The sequence below is a fragment of the Aeromicrobium endophyticum genome, from assembly GCF_003586285.1.
GTDB classification, from domain to species: Bacteria; Actinomycetota; Actinomycetes; order Propionibacteriales; family Nocardioidaceae; genus Aeromicrobium; species Aeromicrobium endophyticum.
Genome location: NZ_QUBR01000001.1, coordinates 892,599 through 908,413, shown reverse-complemented (window position 1 = coordinate 908,413; position 15,815 = coordinate 892,599). Strand labels below are relative to the sequence as shown.

Annotated in this window: 15 protein-coding genes; 9 read left to right on the top strand and 6 right to left on the bottom strand. The window is 71.6% G+C overall.

Going from position 1 to position 15,815, the window contains the following annotated elements:
• The first annotated feature begins 6 nt into the window (after positions 1 to 6).
• The 3 genes from DX116_RS04545 to DX116_RS04535 are packed head-to-tail and all read left to right on the top strand — an operon-like array spanning position 7 to position 1,953.
• On the top strand, positions 7 to 1,344 hold the full coding sequence (locus DX116_RS04545; RefSeq protein WP_119702985.1) for a dihydrolipoamide acetyltransferase family protein: 1,338 nt from the start codon (positions 7 to 9) through the stop codon (positions 1,342 to 1,344).
• Positions 1,341 to 1,664, top strand: coding sequence for a hypothetical protein (locus tag DX116_RS04540; RefSeq protein ID WP_119702984.1), 324 nt, complete (start codon positions 1,341 to 1,343; stop codon positions 1,662 to 1,664). Before DX116_RS04545 ends, DX116_RS04540 begins: the two co-directional genes overlap by 4 nt.
• Before the next feature lie 4 nt (positions 1,665 to 1,668).
• Positions 1,669 to 1,953 carry a hypothetical protein gene (locus tag DX116_RS04535; protein WP_119702983.1) on the top strand — a complete coding sequence of 95 codons (285 nt, stop codon included), beginning with the start codon at positions 1,669 to 1,671 and terminating at the stop codon, positions 1,951 to 1,953.
• Between the two features lie 20 nt (positions 1,954 to 1,973).
• Here the strand turns inward: DX116_RS04535 and DX116_RS04530 are convergent, their stop codons facing one another.
• Entirely contained in the window at positions 1,974 to 5,414 is a 3,441-nt protein-coding gene (locus tag DX116_RS04530; protein WP_119702982.1) for a bifunctional proline dehydrogenase/L-glutamate gamma-semialdehyde dehydrogenase, read from the bottom strand.
• A gap of 115 nt (positions 5,415 to 5,529) precedes the next feature.
• On the opposite strand from DX116_RS04530, the gene DX116_RS04525 reads away from it, so the two are divergent.
• The 3 genes from DX116_RS04525 (at position 5,530) to DX116_RS04515 (ending at position 8,141) form a co-directional block, all read left to right on the top strand.
• The gene (locus DX116_RS04525; RefSeq protein ID WP_119702981.1) at positions 5,530 to 6,441 is read left to right on the top strand and encodes a LysR substrate-binding domain-containing protein; all 912 of its coding nucleotides are present in this window, start codon (positions 5,530 to 5,532) and stop codon (positions 6,439 to 6,441) included.
• Between the two features lie 58 nt (positions 6,442 to 6,499).
• Positions 6,500 to 7,033, top strand: coding sequence for a flagellar biosynthesis protein FlhF (locus DX116_RS04520; protein ID WP_119702980.1), 534 nt, complete (start codon positions 6,500 to 6,502; stop codon positions 7,031 to 7,033).
• A 316-nt stretch (positions 7,034 to 7,349) separates the two neighbouring features.
• Positions 7,350 to 8,141 carry an adenylate/guanylate cyclase domain-containing protein gene (locus DX116_RS04515; RefSeq protein WP_199715927.1) on the top strand — a complete coding sequence of 264 codons (792 nt, stop codon included), beginning with the start codon at positions 7,350 to 7,352 and terminating at the stop codon, positions 8,139 to 8,141.
• An 18-nt stretch (positions 8,142 to 8,159) separates the two neighbouring features.
• On the opposite strand, the gene DX116_RS04510 is transcribed toward DX116_RS04515, so the two are convergent.
• The 3 genes from DX116_RS04510 to DX116_RS04500 are packed head-to-tail and all read right to left on the bottom strand — an operon-like array spanning position 8,160 to position 10,572.
• On the bottom strand, positions 8,160 to 8,711 hold the full coding sequence (locus DX116_RS04510; protein ID WP_119702979.1) for an AMP-binding protein: 552 nt from the start codon (positions 8,709 to 8,711) through the stop codon (positions 8,160 to 8,162).
• A 53-nt stretch (positions 8,712 to 8,764) separates the two neighbouring features.
• Positions 8,765 to 9,559 carry an SDR family NAD(P)-dependent oxidoreductase gene (locus tag DX116_RS04505; RefSeq protein ID WP_119704122.1) on the bottom strand — a complete coding sequence of 265 codons (795 nt, stop codon included), beginning with the start codon at positions 9,557 to 9,559 and terminating at the stop codon, positions 8,765 to 8,767.
• 35 nt (positions 9,560 to 9,594) lie between these two features.
• Complete coding sequence (locus tag DX116_RS04500) at positions 9,595 to 10,572, bottom strand: aldo/keto reductase (RefSeq protein WP_119702978.1); 978 nt, start codon at positions 10,570 to 10,572, stop codon at positions 9,595 to 9,597.
• Positions 10,573 to 10,847: 275 nt separating this feature from the next.
• Here DX116_RS04500 and DX116_RS04495 point away from each other — a divergent pair, with 275 nt between their 5' ends.
• From DX116_RS04495 to DX116_RS04485, 3 genes are read left to right on the top strand one after another with little or no spacing between them, the layout of a single operon-like run.
• On the top strand, positions 10,848 to 12,167 hold the full coding sequence (locus DX116_RS04495; RefSeq protein WP_119702977.1) for a glycoside hydrolase family 16 protein: 1,320 nt from the start codon (positions 10,848 to 10,850) through the stop codon (positions 12,165 to 12,167).
• A gap of 40 nt (positions 12,168 to 12,207) precedes the next feature.
• Entirely contained in the window at positions 12,208 to 13,071 is an 864-nt protein-coding gene (locus tag DX116_RS04490) for an aldo/keto reductase (protein WP_119702976.1), read from the top strand.
• Positions 13,072 to 13,096: 25 nt separating this feature from the next.
• Positions 13,097 to 14,143 (top strand): lipoate--protein ligase family protein, encoded by a 1,047-nt coding sequence (locus DX116_RS04485; protein ID WP_119702975.1) that lies wholly within the window; start codon positions 13,097 to 13,099, stop codon positions 14,141 to 14,143.
• Positions 14,144 to 14,164: 21 nt separating this feature from the next.
• On the opposite strand, the gene DX116_RS04480 is transcribed toward DX116_RS04485, so the two are convergent.
• On the bottom strand, positions 14,165 to 14,584 hold the full coding sequence (locus tag DX116_RS04480) for a hypothetical protein (RefSeq protein ID WP_147393576.1): 420 nt from the start codon (positions 14,582 to 14,584) through the stop codon (positions 14,165 to 14,167).
• Positions 14,581 to 15,768 carry a fatty acid desaturase family protein gene (locus DX116_RS04475; protein WP_119702973.1) on the bottom strand — a complete coding sequence of 396 codons (1,188 nt, stop codon included), beginning with the start codon at positions 15,766 to 15,768 and terminating at the stop codon, positions 14,581 to 14,583. The genes DX116_RS04480 and DX116_RS04475 overlap by 4 nt, the downstream gene beginning before the upstream one ends.
• Positions 15,769 to 15,815: the final 47 nt, after the last annotated feature.

Genomic DNA, 15,815 nt, shown 5'->3' with positions numbered 1-15,815 from the left:
CCGCGCATGTTCGAGTTCAAGCTCCCCGACGTCGGGGAAGGCCTCACCGAGGCCGAGATCCTCGACTGGCAGGTCTCCCCGGGCGATGCGGTCACGGTGAACCAGACGATCCTGGAGATCGAGACGGCCAAGTCCGTCGTCGAGCTCCCGTGCCCGGTGGCCGGCACCGTCTCGCTGCTGCACGTGCAGCCCGGCGAGACCGTCGCGGTCGGCACCGTCATCATCTCGATCGACGACGGCAGCGCCTCGTCGGCTGCGCCCGGCGACGTCGAGGTCGCTCCCCGGGCCGAGCCGCAGGCCGAGCCCCACGACGAGTCGCAGCCGGAGGACGCGCCGGAGGACAAGCCCCTGGTGCTCGTCGGACCGGGACCGACGACGGCCGTCCCCCGCACCCGCCGACTGATCCGACGGCCGCAGGCCGACGTGCCGATCCCTGTCACCCCTGCCACGGCGGAGGTGGGCGAGAGCCGTGGTGCGACCCGTGCCAAGCCGCCCGTCCGGCTGCTGGCCAAGCAGCTCGGCGTCGACCTGGCGTCGGTCGTCGCGTCGGACGGCGACGTCATCTCGCGTCGCGACGTCGAGGCAGCGGCTGCGGCCACGTCGGCTCCCCAGGCGGTGCCGGCGGCGAGCGTGACGTCCGGAGACCGCGAGACGCGGACGCCCATCAAGGGGGTGCGCAAGGCCACCGCGGCCGCCATGACCCGGTCGGCGTTCACGGCGCCCCACGTGACCCTCTTCCTCACGGTGGACGTGACGCGCACGATGGACCTGCTCGCCAGGCTCAAGGCGGACCGCGCATGGTCGGGCGTGCGCCTCACGCCGCTGGTGCTCGTGGCCCGTGCCCTGCTCATGACCATCCGTCGTCACCCTGGCATCAACGCTCGCTGGGACGAGGCCGCCCAGGAGATCGTGCAGCCGCACTACGTCAATCTCGGGCTGGCGGCGGCGACTCCGCGCGGCCTCATCGTCCCGAACGTCAAGGACGCCGACGCCGTCGACCTGCGGGGCCTGGCCGACGCCATCGCCGAGCTCGTGGCTACGGCCCGTGCCGGCAAGACGTCGCCGGAGGAGATGTCGCGCGGCACGATCACGATCACCAACATCGGCGCCCTGGGCGTCGACGCGGGCACGCCGATCCTCAACCCCGGCGAGGCGGCCATCCTCGCCTTCGGAACCGTCCGCGACACCCCGTGGGTCGTCGACGGTGAGCTGCAGGTCCGCAAGGTCACGCAGCTGGCGCTCTCGTTCGACCACCGGCTGGTCGACGGCGAGCTGGGCTCGAACGTGCTGGCGACGCTGGGCCGACTGCTGGAGGACCCCAGCGAGGCCTTCGTGCTGTCATGACGTCGCGGTACGGACTCGTCCTGCGCGACGAGAAGGTCTCGGGTCTCGTCGTCCTGACGGTGTATGCCCGCGGGGACGCCGCCGTCAGCAGCCGGGTGCTCCAAGGGCTCACCCTCCGTCGCTTCGCGGTCGAGCGGTTCATCGTCGACTTCAGCGGCTTCGACCACCACTCGGTCAGAGGGCTCGAGGACGTCGACGGCGAGGTGCTGCGCATGACGATAGTGGTCTCGTTGCCCCACCACGACGACCTCGAGCGCATCGGCAAGCTCCTCAACCGCATCGTCGACGTGTACAAGGTCGAGCACACCTTCAGGATCTGAGCAGATGACATCATCCACCCGTTCCACTCCGTCACGCGCGACGTCGTCGTGGTTCGCCACCGCCTCGCAGAAGGTGCGCGCCGGCGACGGCCATCCGCGCGCCGGTTCCCTCGTGCCGTGGGGCACGGTCCACGCGCGCCGCCTGGGCTCGGCCCGGACGGCCTGCGGGGTCGCCTGCTTCACGTGGCCGATCTTCTTCGACCTCGACGTCCGCCACGAGCGCGCGCTGGAGGTGTGCGACGACTGTCGCCGAGTCGCCCTCCACGACCGTCCCGCGGTGGAGTGGTGACCTGGACGACCTGACGGCCGTCAGATCAGCTCGTCGGTGAGGTGGTCGGGCGTGCCGAAGCGGTGCGCGGTGATGCTGACGGCCTGCTCCTTCAGGAACGGCAGCAGCTCGATGCGTCCGGCCTCGGTGACCTCGTGGTCGTGGACCGCGAGGTCAGGACGTCCGCCGGTGGCGCCCGCGACCACGGAGGCCGGTGCGCCGATCAGGCGGACCCGGTCGTGGGACGCCGACGACAACCCGGCGAGCCAGGCCGCGTCGTCCTCGACCGTCAGCGGCATGCGGACGTCGTCGAGCCACGACCGGACGGTCGCCGGCACCTCGACCGCGCTCGAGACCGTCACGGTCGCGCCCGTCAGCGATGACGCGCCCAGCACGCGCAGCAGGGCGACGACCGGTGCGCCCTCGGCGAGACGGACGTGCACGCACGCCGGCAGGTAGCGCAGCACGTTGCGCTCGGCGGCCAGGCCCGACACGTCGGCGGCGGTGCCGAAGAGGTCGCGCCACGCCACGGCGTCGCTGGTGAGGGCGCGCTCCAGGTCGAGCCCGTCGGCGGCGGACCGCAGATCGCGCGAGGCGGCGAGCAGCTTCTCGGCCTGCGGGGCCAGCGCCGTCGATGCCTGGGTCGCCGGGGCTGACGTCCACGAGCCGAGGCCGACCAGGTAGTTCGGACCACCGGCCTTGTAGCCTGCGCCGACCGCCGACTTCTTCCACCCGCCGAAGGGCTGACGCCGCACGACGGCCCCCGTGATGCCGCGGTTCACGTAGAGGTTGCCCGCCTCGACCTGCCCGAGCCAGGCGCCCACCTCGCCGGGGTCGAGCGAGTGCAGGCCCGCCGTGAGCCCGTAGTCGACGTCGTTCTGGATCGCGATCGCCTCGTCGAGCGACGCGGCCGTCATGATCGCCAGCACCGGCCCGAAGAATTCGGTCAGGTGCGCGGTGGCCCCGCGCCGGACGCCCTCGCGGATGCCGGGCGACCACAGACGTCCGTCGTCGTCGAGGCGGCGCGGCTCGACGAGCCAGCTCTCGCCCGGCGCCAGGGTCGTCAGAGCCTCGAGCAGCTTTCCGCGGGCCGGCTCGACCAGCGGACCGACCTGGGTGGTCGGGTCGGACGGCAGGCCGACCCGCATCGAGGTGACGGCGTCGACGAGCTGGTTGCGGAAGCGCTGCGACGTCGCGACGCTGCCCACCAGGATCACGAGCGAGGCGGCCGAGCACTTCTGCCCGGCATGGCCGAACGCGGAGTGGGCGACGTCCTTCGCGGCGAGGTCGAGGTCGGCGCTCGGGGTCACGACGATGGCGTTCTTGCCGCTCGTCTCGGCCAGCAGCGGCAGGTCGGGACGGAACGACCGGAACAGCGCGGCGGTCTCGTAGGCGCCGGTGAGCACGACCCGGTCGACCCGCGGGTCGGAGACCAGCCGGGTGCCGAGGTCGTCCTCGCTCAGGTGCGCCAGGTGCAGGACGTCGCGGGGCACGCCGGCCTGCCACAGCGTCTCGACCATCACCGAGCCGCAGCGGGCTGCCTGTGGCGCGGGCTTGACGACGACGGCCGAGCCGGCGGCGAGCGCCGCCAGGGTCGAGCCGGTCGGGATCGCCACCGGGAAGTTCCAGGGCGGCGTCACGACGGTCAGGCGGGCCGGCACGAACCGAGCCCCGTCGACGTCGTCGAGCTCGCGCGCCAGGTGGGCGTAGTAGCGGGCGAAGTCGATCGCCTCGGAGATCTCGGGATCCGACTGGTCGAGCGTCTTGCCGGTCTCCGAGGCCATCACCTCGGCCAGGTCGGCGCGGCGCTCCTCGAGGCGCTGGGCGACGCGCTCCAGCACGTCGGCTCGCTGCGCCCCGGTGAGCGCCCCCCAGGCCGCGCCGGCCGAGGTGGCGGTCGCGACGACCCGGTCGAGGGCGTCCGCAGTGGTCACCGTGTGCGCGTCGACCAGGCCGGCGCCGAGCGTGGAGTCGGCGATGCGCGAGATGATCGCCCGTCCCCAGCGGCGGTTGGCCGGCAGCGACGAGTCGGTGTCGGGAGCGTTCTCGAAGTCCGGGCCGGACGGCGGGGTGGGGGCCGCGAGGCGGTCCTGCGTGCGTCGGGGGAGCGGCACCGAGTCGTCGAGCGCCGCCAGCGACGCCAGGAAGCGTCCCTTCTCGCGCTCGAACAGCGTGGCGTCCTCGTGCAGGTCGAACACCGCCGACATGAAGTTGTCGTGGCTGGCACCCTCTTCGAGGCGGCGGATCAGGTAGGCGATCGCGACGTCGAACTCGCCGGGGTGCACGACCGGCGTGTAGAGCAGCAGGCCGCCGACGTCGCGGCGGATGACCTCGGCCTGACCCTGGGCCATGCCCAGCAGCATCTCGAACTCGATGCCGTCGCGGACCCCGCGGCGGCCGGCCAGCAGCCAGGCGAAGGCCAGGTCGAACAGGTTGTGCCCCGCGACGCCGATGCGGACGTTCTGGACGCGCTCGGGCGTCAGCGCGTAGTCGATGACGCGCTTGTAGTTGGTGTCGGAGTCCTGCTTCGAGCCCCAGGTCGCCAGCGGCCAGTCGTGCAGCGACGCCTCGACGCGCTCCATCGGCAGGTTGGCGCCCTTGACGACGCGCACCTTGATGCCGGCGCCGCCTGCCGCCCGGCGCTCGGCCGCCCAGGTCTGCAGCCGCATCATCGCGTCGACCGCGTCGGGGAGGTAGGCCTGCAGCACGATGCCGGCCCCGAGGCCTCGCAGGTGCGGCTCGTCGAGGATCGTGGTGAACACCGCGATCGTGAGGTCGAGGTCGCGGTACTCCTCCATGTCGAGGTTGATGAACTTGGGCGTCGGGTACGACGCGGCCCGCTCGAACAGCGGGGTCAGGCGGTCGACGACGTGCGCGACGGCCTCGTCGAAGGCCCACACCGAGTGGGGCGCGACGGTCGACGACACCTTGATCGAGACGTAGTCGACGTCGGGACGGGCCAGCAGCCGATGGGTGCCCTCGAGCCGTCGAGCCGCCTCGTGCTCGCCGAGCACGGCCTCGCCGAGGAGGTTGAGGTTGAGCCGCACGCCGCGGCGGCGGATCGCGTCGATCGCGCGACCGAGCCGGCGGTCGCGGGCGTCGACGATCAGGTGGCCGACCATCGAGCGCAGCGCGCGACGGACGATCGGGATGACCAGGCCCGGTGCGACGCGGCCGACCGCCGCGCCGACCCGGACGCCCGCGCGCAGGTGCCACGGCAGGAAGCCGGGGACGTCCTTGGCGAGGGCGGCGAAGTTGCGGGCGGCCACGGCGTCGTCCTCGGGCCGGATGACGCCGTCGATGAAGCCGACCGTGAACGGCAGGCCGCGCGGATCCTTCAGCAGGCCCGCGAGCTGGGCGGCCGAGGAGTCGGCGGGCACCTGGGCGGCATCGGCGAGCCACCGGCGGACGAGCTCGACGGTCTCGTCGGCCAGGTCGTGCACGGACTCGAGCGACGGGGTGGTGCCAGCGGTGTGGGTCATGTCCTGCCTTGCGGGTCGGGGCCTCGGTGACGTCCAGTCTGCGGAACCGATCGGTTAAGGTAAAGCGATGTTTTTCGACGAATAATGATCAGATCTGCTGACCGAAAGGCCGCACATGCTCGACGTCCGTCGGCTCCGTCTGCTGCGCGAGGTCGAGGTCCGCGGCACCTTGGCCGGGGTGGCCGCTGCGCTGCACCAGAGCCCGTCCTCGATCTCGCAGCAGCTGACCCTTCTCGAGCGCGAGGTCGGCGTCGAGCTGCTGCGCAAGTCCGGTCGCGGCGTCCAGCTGACGCCACAGGCCCAGATCCTCGTCGAGCACACGAGCGCGGTGCTGCAGCGGCTCGAGCAGGCCGAGACCGACCTGGCGGCATCGCTCGACGAGGCCACCGGCACGGTGCGCATCGCGGTCTTCCAGACGGCGGCGCTGGCCCTGATGCCCCAGACGCTCACCCGGCTGGCCCTCGACCACCCTCGGCTGCGCGTGACGATGACGCAGCGCGAGCCGGAGTCGGCCCTGCACGAGACGTGGGCGCGCGACTTCGACCTCGTGGTCGCCGAGCAGTACCCCGGGCACGCGGCACCTCGCCACGACGAGCTCGACCGTGTCGCGCTCACGACGGACGCCGTCCGGCTGGCCGTCCCGCCGGTCTCGGTCGCCGGGCCCGAGATCGTCGACCTGGCCGGGGCCTCGCAGCTGCCGTGGGTCATGGAGCCGCCCGGGGTCGCTTCACGACACTTCGCCGAGCAGGCGTGCCGGGTGGCGGGCTTCGAGCCCGACGTCCGCTACGAGACGGCCGACCTGCAGGCCCAGATCCGCCTGGTCGAGTCGGGCAACGCCGTCGCCCTCCTGCCCGACCTGCTCTGGACGGGGCGCGAGCCGGCGGTGCGGCTGATCGACCTCGAGGGTGCGCCGCGGCGGACGATCTTCACGTCGGCGCGACGGGCGTCCGCGCAGCAACCGGCGATCGTCGCCTGCCGCGCCGCGCTGCAGGCGGTGGCCGAGGCGGGCACGGCACCGCCGGCTTAGGCCCGACGCGGGTGGGTACGGCAACAGCTCACTCCCGACCGACGACCCAGGAGCACCTGTGATCCCCACCATCGTCAAGATTCCCGTCTCCCTCGCCCAGCAGCTGGCCGGCGGCGCCCTGCGCGCCGGCGTCGGGCTGGCGTCCGGTGTGCTGCACCGGGTTCTCCCCGGTGGCGAGGGCGCGGACGGCCCCGAGGCGCGCACGTCCTCAGAGCGTCCTGACGCGTCGGCCGACGCCACCGTCATCGACATCACGCCGCCCAGGCCGACGGTCGACGCCGAGCCCGTGCGGCAGCCCGCAGCCCCCGAGCCGTCGCCCACCCCCGGAGCCACGACGACGATCGCCGACCCTGCTCCGGCGACGGCCAACCCCGCCACCCGCTCGACCGCCAAGCGAGCCACGGCACGGCAGGGCCCTGCCAAGAAGGCGACGGCCAAGAAGCCCGCCAGCGGTGCGACGGCCGCCAAGAAGGCCGTCGACAAGAAGACCCCCGCCACCAAGGTCAAGCCCACCAAGCCGGCGTCCACGCTGGACGAGCCCGCCGCCCCGGTCGACGACGACCCCGTCGTCTACAGCACCGGCCCCGAGTAGCCCCCGAGCCCCCGGGTCCCCGGTCCCCGGTCCCCGGTCTTGCGAGTGGTGCGCACTGGACGTTCTGGGACGGCGTGTCTGTCCGCTGCGCACCACTCGCGGCTCGGTTCGCACCACTCGTCGGGCACCGGCCGTCTGGAGCGACCCCCGAACGCACCGAAGTCCCCGACCGGGTGGTGACGGCGGGGACTTCTGCGTGCACCGGAGGCTGCGTTGCCCTCCGACTCGTGACCGACTCTAGACCGGCCGGACGGACGCCGAGGCAACCACAGGCCAACACCGGGTGAACGATCGGACGAGGCGCTAGCGTGGCGCTGTGTCCGTCCTCGAGATCGTGCTGGCCGTGCTGTGCGGCGCGCTCGCGGTGCTCGTGGTCGTGCTGCGGGCGATGCTGGGTCGTGCCCGCAGGCGCATCCGCTGGCTCGAGGACGAGTCGTCGCGTCCGCGCCTGAGCGTGCCGACGCCGTCCGAGGCGGTGCGGGGCGTGGTGGGCACGGCGATCAAGATGCGCGACCACGGCGTCAAGGGAGTGATCCGCAGCTCGATCGACGACCTGGCGCTGTGGGCCGACGTCGAGCGCCCCGACCTCGCTCGTCTGGCGGCCGGCGACGGCACCGTGACCGTCATGTTCTCCGACATCGAGGGCTCGACCGAGCTCAACCACCGTCTGGGCGACCGCGGCTGGGTGCAGCTGCTCGCCAAGCACGACCGCATCCTCACCCGGGCGATCGAGCGGCACGGCGGTCAGGTCGTCAAGACCCAGGGCGACGGTTTCATGGTGGCGTTCGCCGAGGCGTCCGAGGCCGTCGCCGCCGCGTGCGACATCCAGCGCGCCCTGGCGAAGGTCGGACGCGGCAGGCTGGCCGGGGTGCGGGTGCGCATCGGTGCCCACCGGGGCTCGGCGGTGCACCGTGACGGCGACCTGTTCGGCCGCAACGTGGCCTTCGCCGCCCGCGTCGCGGCGCAGGCCGACGGGGGCGAGGTGCTCGTGAGCGATGCCGTGATGGACGCGCTGGACGACGACGTCGCGACGGTGGTCGAGGTGCGCGAGGCCGAGCTGAAGGGCGTCCCGGGAACCCAGCGGCTGCACGTGCTCGACTGGGCCTGATCGACTAGGCCTGACCGGCTAGGGCCGTCGGCGGCGCCGCGGCGCGGGATGACCGAAGTCGCAGGCGCCGGCCACCGACCCGGAGCCGTGCCCGTCGCTGACCAGGGTCGGCACCGCCAGGCCCGACCGGACGACGATCGGCCGCAGCGCGGCGTCGTGCACGAGCAGCTGAACCCCCTCGCGCCGCGCGACGGCGCCGAGCCGGTCGGGGGTCGCGTCGATGTCGACCAGCACCAGGCGCGCGTCCACCCACTGGACGGCCAGTGCCGCCTGGGCGAAGCCGGCGTGATCGCTGCACAGCAGCCCGACGGTGCTGCCACGCCCGATGCCGCGTGCGTGCAGGACGCCGGCCAGCAGCCGCACCCGCGCGTACAGCTCGGCTGCCGTGACGACCTGGGCGCCGTCCGTCGCGGCCGGGCTGTCGGGCGTGCGACGGGCGGCGCGCACCAGCTGGGCCAGGGGCGATCGGTCGCGCGCGAGGCGGGCCCACAGGCGTCCGGCGCCGGGCGTGCGCATCGGCAGGGTCAGCGGCTGGCCGCCGAGGGGCAGTGTGGCGTAGGTCACGTCCATCCCCGGACGGTACCGGCTATCGGGCTAGCCGCGCCAGGGGTCGCGGCCCGCGGTCACGGCACGATCGAGTCGACGTAGCCGCCGTCGACCCGCACCGCGGCCCCCGTCGTGGCCGAGGCCAGGGGCGAGCTGAGGTAGGCCACGAGGTTGGCGATCTCCTCGGGCTCGATGAGCCGCTGGATCAGCGACTGCGGGCGGTGCGTGCGCATGAACTCGCGCTGCGCCTCGTCCCAGGGCAGGTCGTCGCCGACGAGCGAGCGCACGAAGTCCTCGACGCCGCCGGTGTGCGTGGGCCCCGCGATGACGGAGTTGACCGTGACGCCGGTGCCCGCCGCCTCCTTGGCGAAGCCTCGCGACACCGAGAGCAGCGCCGTCTTGGACGTGCCGTAGTGGATCATCTCGTGGGGGATGACGATGGCCGAGTCGCTCGCGATGTTCTGGATGCGTCCCCACCCGCGCTCCGTCATGCCGGGCAGGTAGGTGCGGATGAGTCGGACGGCGCTCAGCACGTTGACGTCGAAGTAGCGGCGCCAGTCGTCGTCGGTGATCTCGAGGGCGGGCTTGGCCTCGAAGATGCCGAGGTTGTTGACGAGCACGTCGACCGCGGGCAGCGCCTCGGCGGCAGCCGCCGCGCCGTCCTCGGTCGTCACGTCGGCCACGACCGCCACGAGGTCGGCGTCCGGCCACGCCGAACGGATCTCGTCGATCGCGGCGTCGACCCGGGCGGCACCGCGTCCGTTGATCCCGACCCGCGCGCCGGCTCCGGCGAGCGTCGAGGCGATCGCCAGGCCGATGCCCTGGGTCGAGCCGGTCACGAGGGCGGTCCTGCCGGTGAGGTCGATGCGCATGACGCCCACTCTGGCAGGGGGCACCGAACCGCCGGTCAGAACTCGGGCAGCCTCGGCACGTAGGGGGACTCGAGGGCCGCGAGCTCGTCGGCGTCGAGCACGAGGTCGACCGACGCGATCGCGTCGTCGAGGTGCAGCGGCTTGGTGGCGCCGACGATCGGGGCGGTGACGACCTCCTGCTGGCGCACCCAGGCGAGGGCCACCTGGGCCCGCGAGACTCCGCGTGCGGCGGCGACCGAGCCGACGGCCGCCGCGATGGCGCGGTCGGACTCCTCGGCCTGCCGGTAGAACCTCTGCGTGACCTGGTCGGACCCGCTGCGCTCCGTGCTGAGGTCGTCCCACTCGCGGGTCAGCCGCCCCCGCGCGAGCGGGCTCCACGGGATGACGCCGATGCCCTCGTCGAGGCAGAACGGGTGCATCTCCCGCTCGTCCTCGCGCTGCACGAGGTTGTACTGGTCCTGCATCGACACGAAGGGCGTCCAGCCGTTGAGGTCGGCGGCGTGCTGGGCCTGGGCCAGCTGCCACGCCCACATCGACGACGCCCCGATGAAGCGGGCCTTGCCCGACCGCACGACGAGGTCGAGCGCCTCCATCGTCTCCTCGATCGGGACCTCGGGATCCCAGCGGTGGATCTGGTAGAGGTCGATGTAGTCGGTGCCGAGGCGGCGCAGGCTCTCGTCGATCTGCCGGGCGATCGCCGCCGCCGACAGGCCGCCCGAGGCAGGATCGCCGCCCATCGGGAAGTACACCTTCGTCGCGATCTCGACGTCCTCGCGGCGTGCGAGGTCGGCCAGCGCTCGCCCCAGGATCTCCTCGCTCGACCCGTCGGAGTACATGTTGGCGGTGTCGAACGTCGTGATGCCGGCCTCGAGAGCCCGACGGATGAACGGACGGCTGTCGTCCTCGGTCAACGACCACGGATGCGTGCCGCGGCCAGGATCGCCGTAGCTCATGCAGCCGAGGATGATCTCCGAGACCTCGAGGTCGCTGTCGCCCATCGCCGTGCGTCGCATGGGCTCATCATGCCGGTCGCCGGACGGCTCGGCCGGCTGCCGGTGCGCAGGTCGGCCGAAAAGGTGCCGCCGGGCCCCCGTTCCACTAGAGTGCGCAAAGTCAGAGGGAGCTGCAGCACCTGCAATCACGGTCGCACTCATCGATGGGAGCCCGCCGCGGCGGAGTTCGATGAGCACGTGACGTGAGTCGGCACGACAAGGGGTCGCGGTCGACGAAGAGGGGCTGTTCGGTACGAGGTTCTCCTGGCAGTGATCTGTCGACAGGGGAGCAGCAGATGCACCGCACAGAAGAGGTTCGTCCGTTCTCGGATGCTTCCGGTCGCCGCGAGGCGACGTCGTGGTGTGGTCCGCTCCTGCGACTCGTCGCCGTCTCGGTGGTCGCGACGGCGCTGATCGTCGGACCCGACACGCTGTCGACGCCCGTCGACGCCGCTCCGTCGCCCGTCACCATCCGGACGATCCCCGCCAAGGTCGTCGCTCCCGGCGCAGCCGCCGTCGTCCGGCCGATGTTCACCAAGCGCTCCGGTGTGTCGGTGCGCAAGACCTCGATCGACGTCCGTCGCGGGGCGTCGTGGGTCGGCCGGGGGATGCGGTCGGCGCATCTGACGGCGGGCAGCTATCGGGTGACGACCAAGGTCACGTACCGTGACCGCGGCACGAGTCGCCAGCGCACCGCGCGGCGCACGCAGGTCGTCCGCGTCACGACGGCAGCGGCGTCCTCGGGAGCACCGGTGTCGGTGCCCACCCCCGCACCGGTCGTCAGCCCCACCCCCGACGTCACGCCCAGCCTGGCGCGCACCAGCACCGCCTGCGACGACACCCAGCTCGTCAAGCCCGACGGCACGCCCTGGACCTGCACGTTCTCCGACGAGTTCGGCGGCACCCGGCTCGACCGCACCAAGTGGCTCCCCCAGACGACGGCCGCGAGCGGCTACCAGATCGGCGCCGACTGCTACGTCGACGATCCGGACAACATCTCGGTCGGTGGCGGCAGCCTCGCGCTCACGGTGCGCAAGGAGGCCGAGCCCGTCGCGTGCCCCGGAGCGCGCAAGGGCGACGAGACCGTCGACTACACCGCCGGATCGGTCAGCACCTGGGGACTGTTCACGCAGGCCCGCGGCCGGTTCGAGTTCCGTGCGGCGTTCCCTGCCATGAAGAAGGCCCTCGACGACGGCGTCGCGGGTCCGCACAGCGCGCTGTGGCTGTTCCCGGCCGAGGCCGCCAGCACCTTCCCGTTCTCGGGCGAGATCGACGTCCTCGAGCGCTACCCGCAGTGGCCCGACCACGGCGTCCCGTACATCCACTACCAGCCCGACGCGTCCGATCAGTCGGTCACCAACGCCTGCCGCATCACCGATCCGTCGCAGTTCCACACCTACACGCTCGAGTGGACGCCCACGACGTTGTCGATCGCGTACGACGGCGTGACCTGCGTGTCGCACGTCATCAAGAAGCTCGATCCCGCGTACGGCCCTGCACCGTTCGACCGGGCCTTCATGCTCGTCCTGACCCAGGGGCTCGAGGCCGGCGCCGCGACGTCCGCGACCCCCACCACCGGCACCACCAAGGTCGACTACGTCCGGGTCTGGAAGTAGGCGGCGGAATATCCCGCGCCGGGGCCTGATTGACCTTGGTATGACTTCGACACCCTCGGCCACCCCGTCCGGAACCTTCCAGCTCGGCGGTGACCTGCCCGTCACGCGCTTGGGCTACGGCGCGATGCAGATCACCGGCGACGGCGTGTGGGGCGAGCCCCGAGACCGCGCCGAGGCGATCGCCGTGCTGCGTCGTGCCGTCGAGCTGGGTGTCACCTTCATCGACACCGCCGACTCCTACGGCCCGAACGTCTCCGAGGAGATCATCCGCGAGGCGCTGCACCCCTACGCCGACGACGTCGTCATCGCGACCAAGGCGGGCCTGACGCGCACCGGCCCGGGGGAGTGGATTCCCGTCGGTCGTCCGGCGTACCTCAAGCAGCAGGTCGAGCTGAGCCTGCGCAAGCTCGACGTCGAGCGCATCGACCTGATCCAGCTGCACCGCATCGACGCCGAGGTGCCGGTCGCCGAGCAGGTCGGTGCGTTCAAGGAGCTGCAGGACGCCGGCAAGGTGCGCCACATCGGCCTCAGCGAGGTCAGCGTCGCCGAGCTGAAGCAGGCGCAGGAGACCGCCGAGATCGTGTCGGTCCAGAACCTGTTCAACCTGACCGACCGCTCGGCCGAGCAGCTGCTCGACCACGCGACGTCCGAGGGCATCGCCTTCATCCCGTGGTTCCCGCTCGCGACCGGCGGCCTGGTCAAGGACGGCGGCCCGCTCGAGAAGCTCGCCGCCGAGCACGACGCGACACCGTCGCAGCTGGCGCTGGCCTGGCTGCTCAAGCGTTCGCCGGTCATGCTGCCGATCCCCGGCACGTCGACCGTCTCGCACCTCGAGGACAACGTCGGTGCCGCCGGCATCGAGCTGACCGACGAGCAGTTCGCGGCACTCGACGCGATCGCCTGATCGGGTCGACGGCAGGTGGACGACGATGCACGGTGAGTACAAGGTCCCGGGCGGCAAGCTCGTGGTGGCCGACCTGGAGGTCGTCGACGGAGCCATCCGCGACGTCGTCCTGAGTGGCGACTTCTTCCTGGAGCCCGACGAGGCACTGGGTCACATGTCCGATGCGCTCGAGGGCCTGCCCGCGGACGCGAGCCTCGGCTCGTTGGTCGAGGCGGTCGACCACGCACGGGGCGACGCCGTCATGGTGGGCTTCGATCCGCCCGCCGTGGCCCATGCGGTGCTGCGGGCGCTCGGACGTTCGACGGCGTGGCACGACCACTCGTTCGAGCTGCTCGAGGCCGGACACCAGCACCCGGCGATGCAGATGGCGATCGACGAGGTCGTCGCGCGCCAGGTCGGTGACGGCCTGCGGAGCCCGACGCTCCGGGTCTGGGAGTGGGCGTCGAACGCGGTCATCATCGGCTCGTTCCAGTCGTTGTCCAACGAGGTCGACGTCGACGCGGCGACCCGCCACCAGGCGACGGTCGTGCGGCGGATCTCCGGTGGCGGCGCGATGTTCGTCGAGCCCGGCAACACCATCACGTACTCGCTGTACGTGCCGGCGACCTTGGTCGAGGGGCTGTCATTCGCCGACTCGTACGCCTTTCTCGACGCCTGGGTCATCCGGGCCCTGCGTGAGCTCGGGGTCGAGGCGACCTACGTCCCGCTCAACGACATCGCATCGCCGCTGGGCAAGATCGGCGGGGCCGCGCAGAAGCGGCTCGCGAGCGGTGTCGTCCTTCATCACGTGACCATGTCGTACGACATGGACGCAGCCGCGATGCTCGACATCTTGCGCATCGGCCGTGAGAAGCTCAGCGACAAGGGGCACGTCAGCGCCGCCAAGCGGGTCGACCCGATCCGCAGCCAGACCGGCATGAGCCGCGAGTCCGTCGTGTCGGCGATGCTCGGCCACTTCGAGGCCAGCTACGGTCTGACCACGGTGCAGATCGACGACACCACGTTGGAACAGGCGAGCGCGCTCGCCGTGTCGAAGTACCAGGACCCGAGCTGGACGGCCCGAGTCCCCTGACGTCTCCCGCAGGCTGCCGGCTCAGTCGATGAGCTGGGTCTCGAGCACCGAGTTGGGGTGGAAGGCGACGGGGTCTCCCCGGCGGGTCGGACGGATGAGGTCGAAGCCGCCCGTCGTGACGAGCGCCCACGTCAGCGGTGCCTCGACGTGCCCGAGGTGGCGTCCACCGATCGGTGCGAACACCTCGAGCGCCTCGTGGGCGCACTCGAGGTGCACGGGCGGGAATGCGAACAGCTCGGCATCGGCCTCGTCCGAGCCGCCGATGAAGGCGACCGGACGCGTCAACGGATCGCCACAGATGCCGCACACGCGGCTCAGGGCGCACCGGATGGCGCGACGCTTGACCACGACGGAGTGGTCGAGCGCACCCCCGTCGTCCTCGCAGGCGAACGGCACGGGGAGCCCACCGAGCGACGGACGCCCGGCGAGCCCCGCCGTCACACCGACGCCGCGCCCGACCACTTGCCCAGCTCCGAGCGCCGGGTCGGACGCTCGTCGTCGCGCAGGCGTCGCTTCTCGCGAGGCGTCACCGGTGCCGGGTTGTCGCTGGTGCGACGGTTCGGCAGCGACAGCTTCATGATCGTGCGCAGGGTCTGGCCGTACTGCTTGTAGAGCGGTCCGGTCGTGTACGGGATGTCGTACCGCTGGCAGATGTCCTTGACCTTCACGGAGATGGCCGCGTAGCGGTTGCTGGGCAGGTCGGGGAACAGGTGGTGCTCGATCTGGTAGCCCAGCTGGCCGCTCATCAGGTGCAGCAGCTTGCCGCCCTCGAAGTTGGCGGAGCCGAGCATCTGGCGCAGGTACCACTCGGCGCGCGTCTCGTCCTCGAGCTCCTCCTCCGTGAAGTGCACGGCGCCGTCGGGGAAGTGCCCGCAGAAGATGATCATGTACGACCAGACGTTGCGCATGATGTTGGCCGTGAAGTTGGCCGTCAGCGTCTGCAGGAAGAACGGTCCGGTCAGGGCCGGGAACATGACGTAGTCCTTGAGCGCCTGCTTGCCGATCTTGTCGCCGATCTGCTTGAGCTGCTTCTTCAGCAGCTTCGGGTCCTTCTCGCCCTTGCGGATCGACTCGATGTCGAGGTCGTGCAGCGCGACCCCGTACTCGAAGAAGGCCGCGAGCATGAAGTTGTAGATCGGCTGGCCGAGGTTGTACGGCGTCCACTTCTGGTCGCGCGACATGCGCAGGATGCCGTAGCCCACGTCGTTGTCGTGGCCGAGCACGTTGGTGAACTGGTGGTGGATGTAGTTGTGCGAGTGCTTCCACTGCTCGGCGGGCTGGGTCGTGTCCCACTCCCAGTTGGAGGAGTGGATCTCGGGGTCGTTCATCCAGTCCCACTGGCCGTGCATCGTGTTGTGGCCGATCTCCATGTTCTCGAGGATCTTGGCCGAGCCGAGCATCAGCGTGCCGAGCAGCCACGCCGGCGGGAAGAAGCTGGCGAACAGCGTGATGCGACCGGCCGCGGCCAGGCGACGCTGCAGCGTGATGACGCGCGTGACGTAGTCGCGGTCGTCCTGCCCGCGTGAGGCCTCGATCTCGCGGCGGATCTCGTCGAGCTCGGCGCCGATGGCCTCGATCTCGTCGTCGGTCAGGTGGGTGTACTCGCGGACGTCTGAGAACGCCATGATGTGGTTCTCCTTCGGTGGGTGGGAGTGCGGTCGTGCGTGAAGTG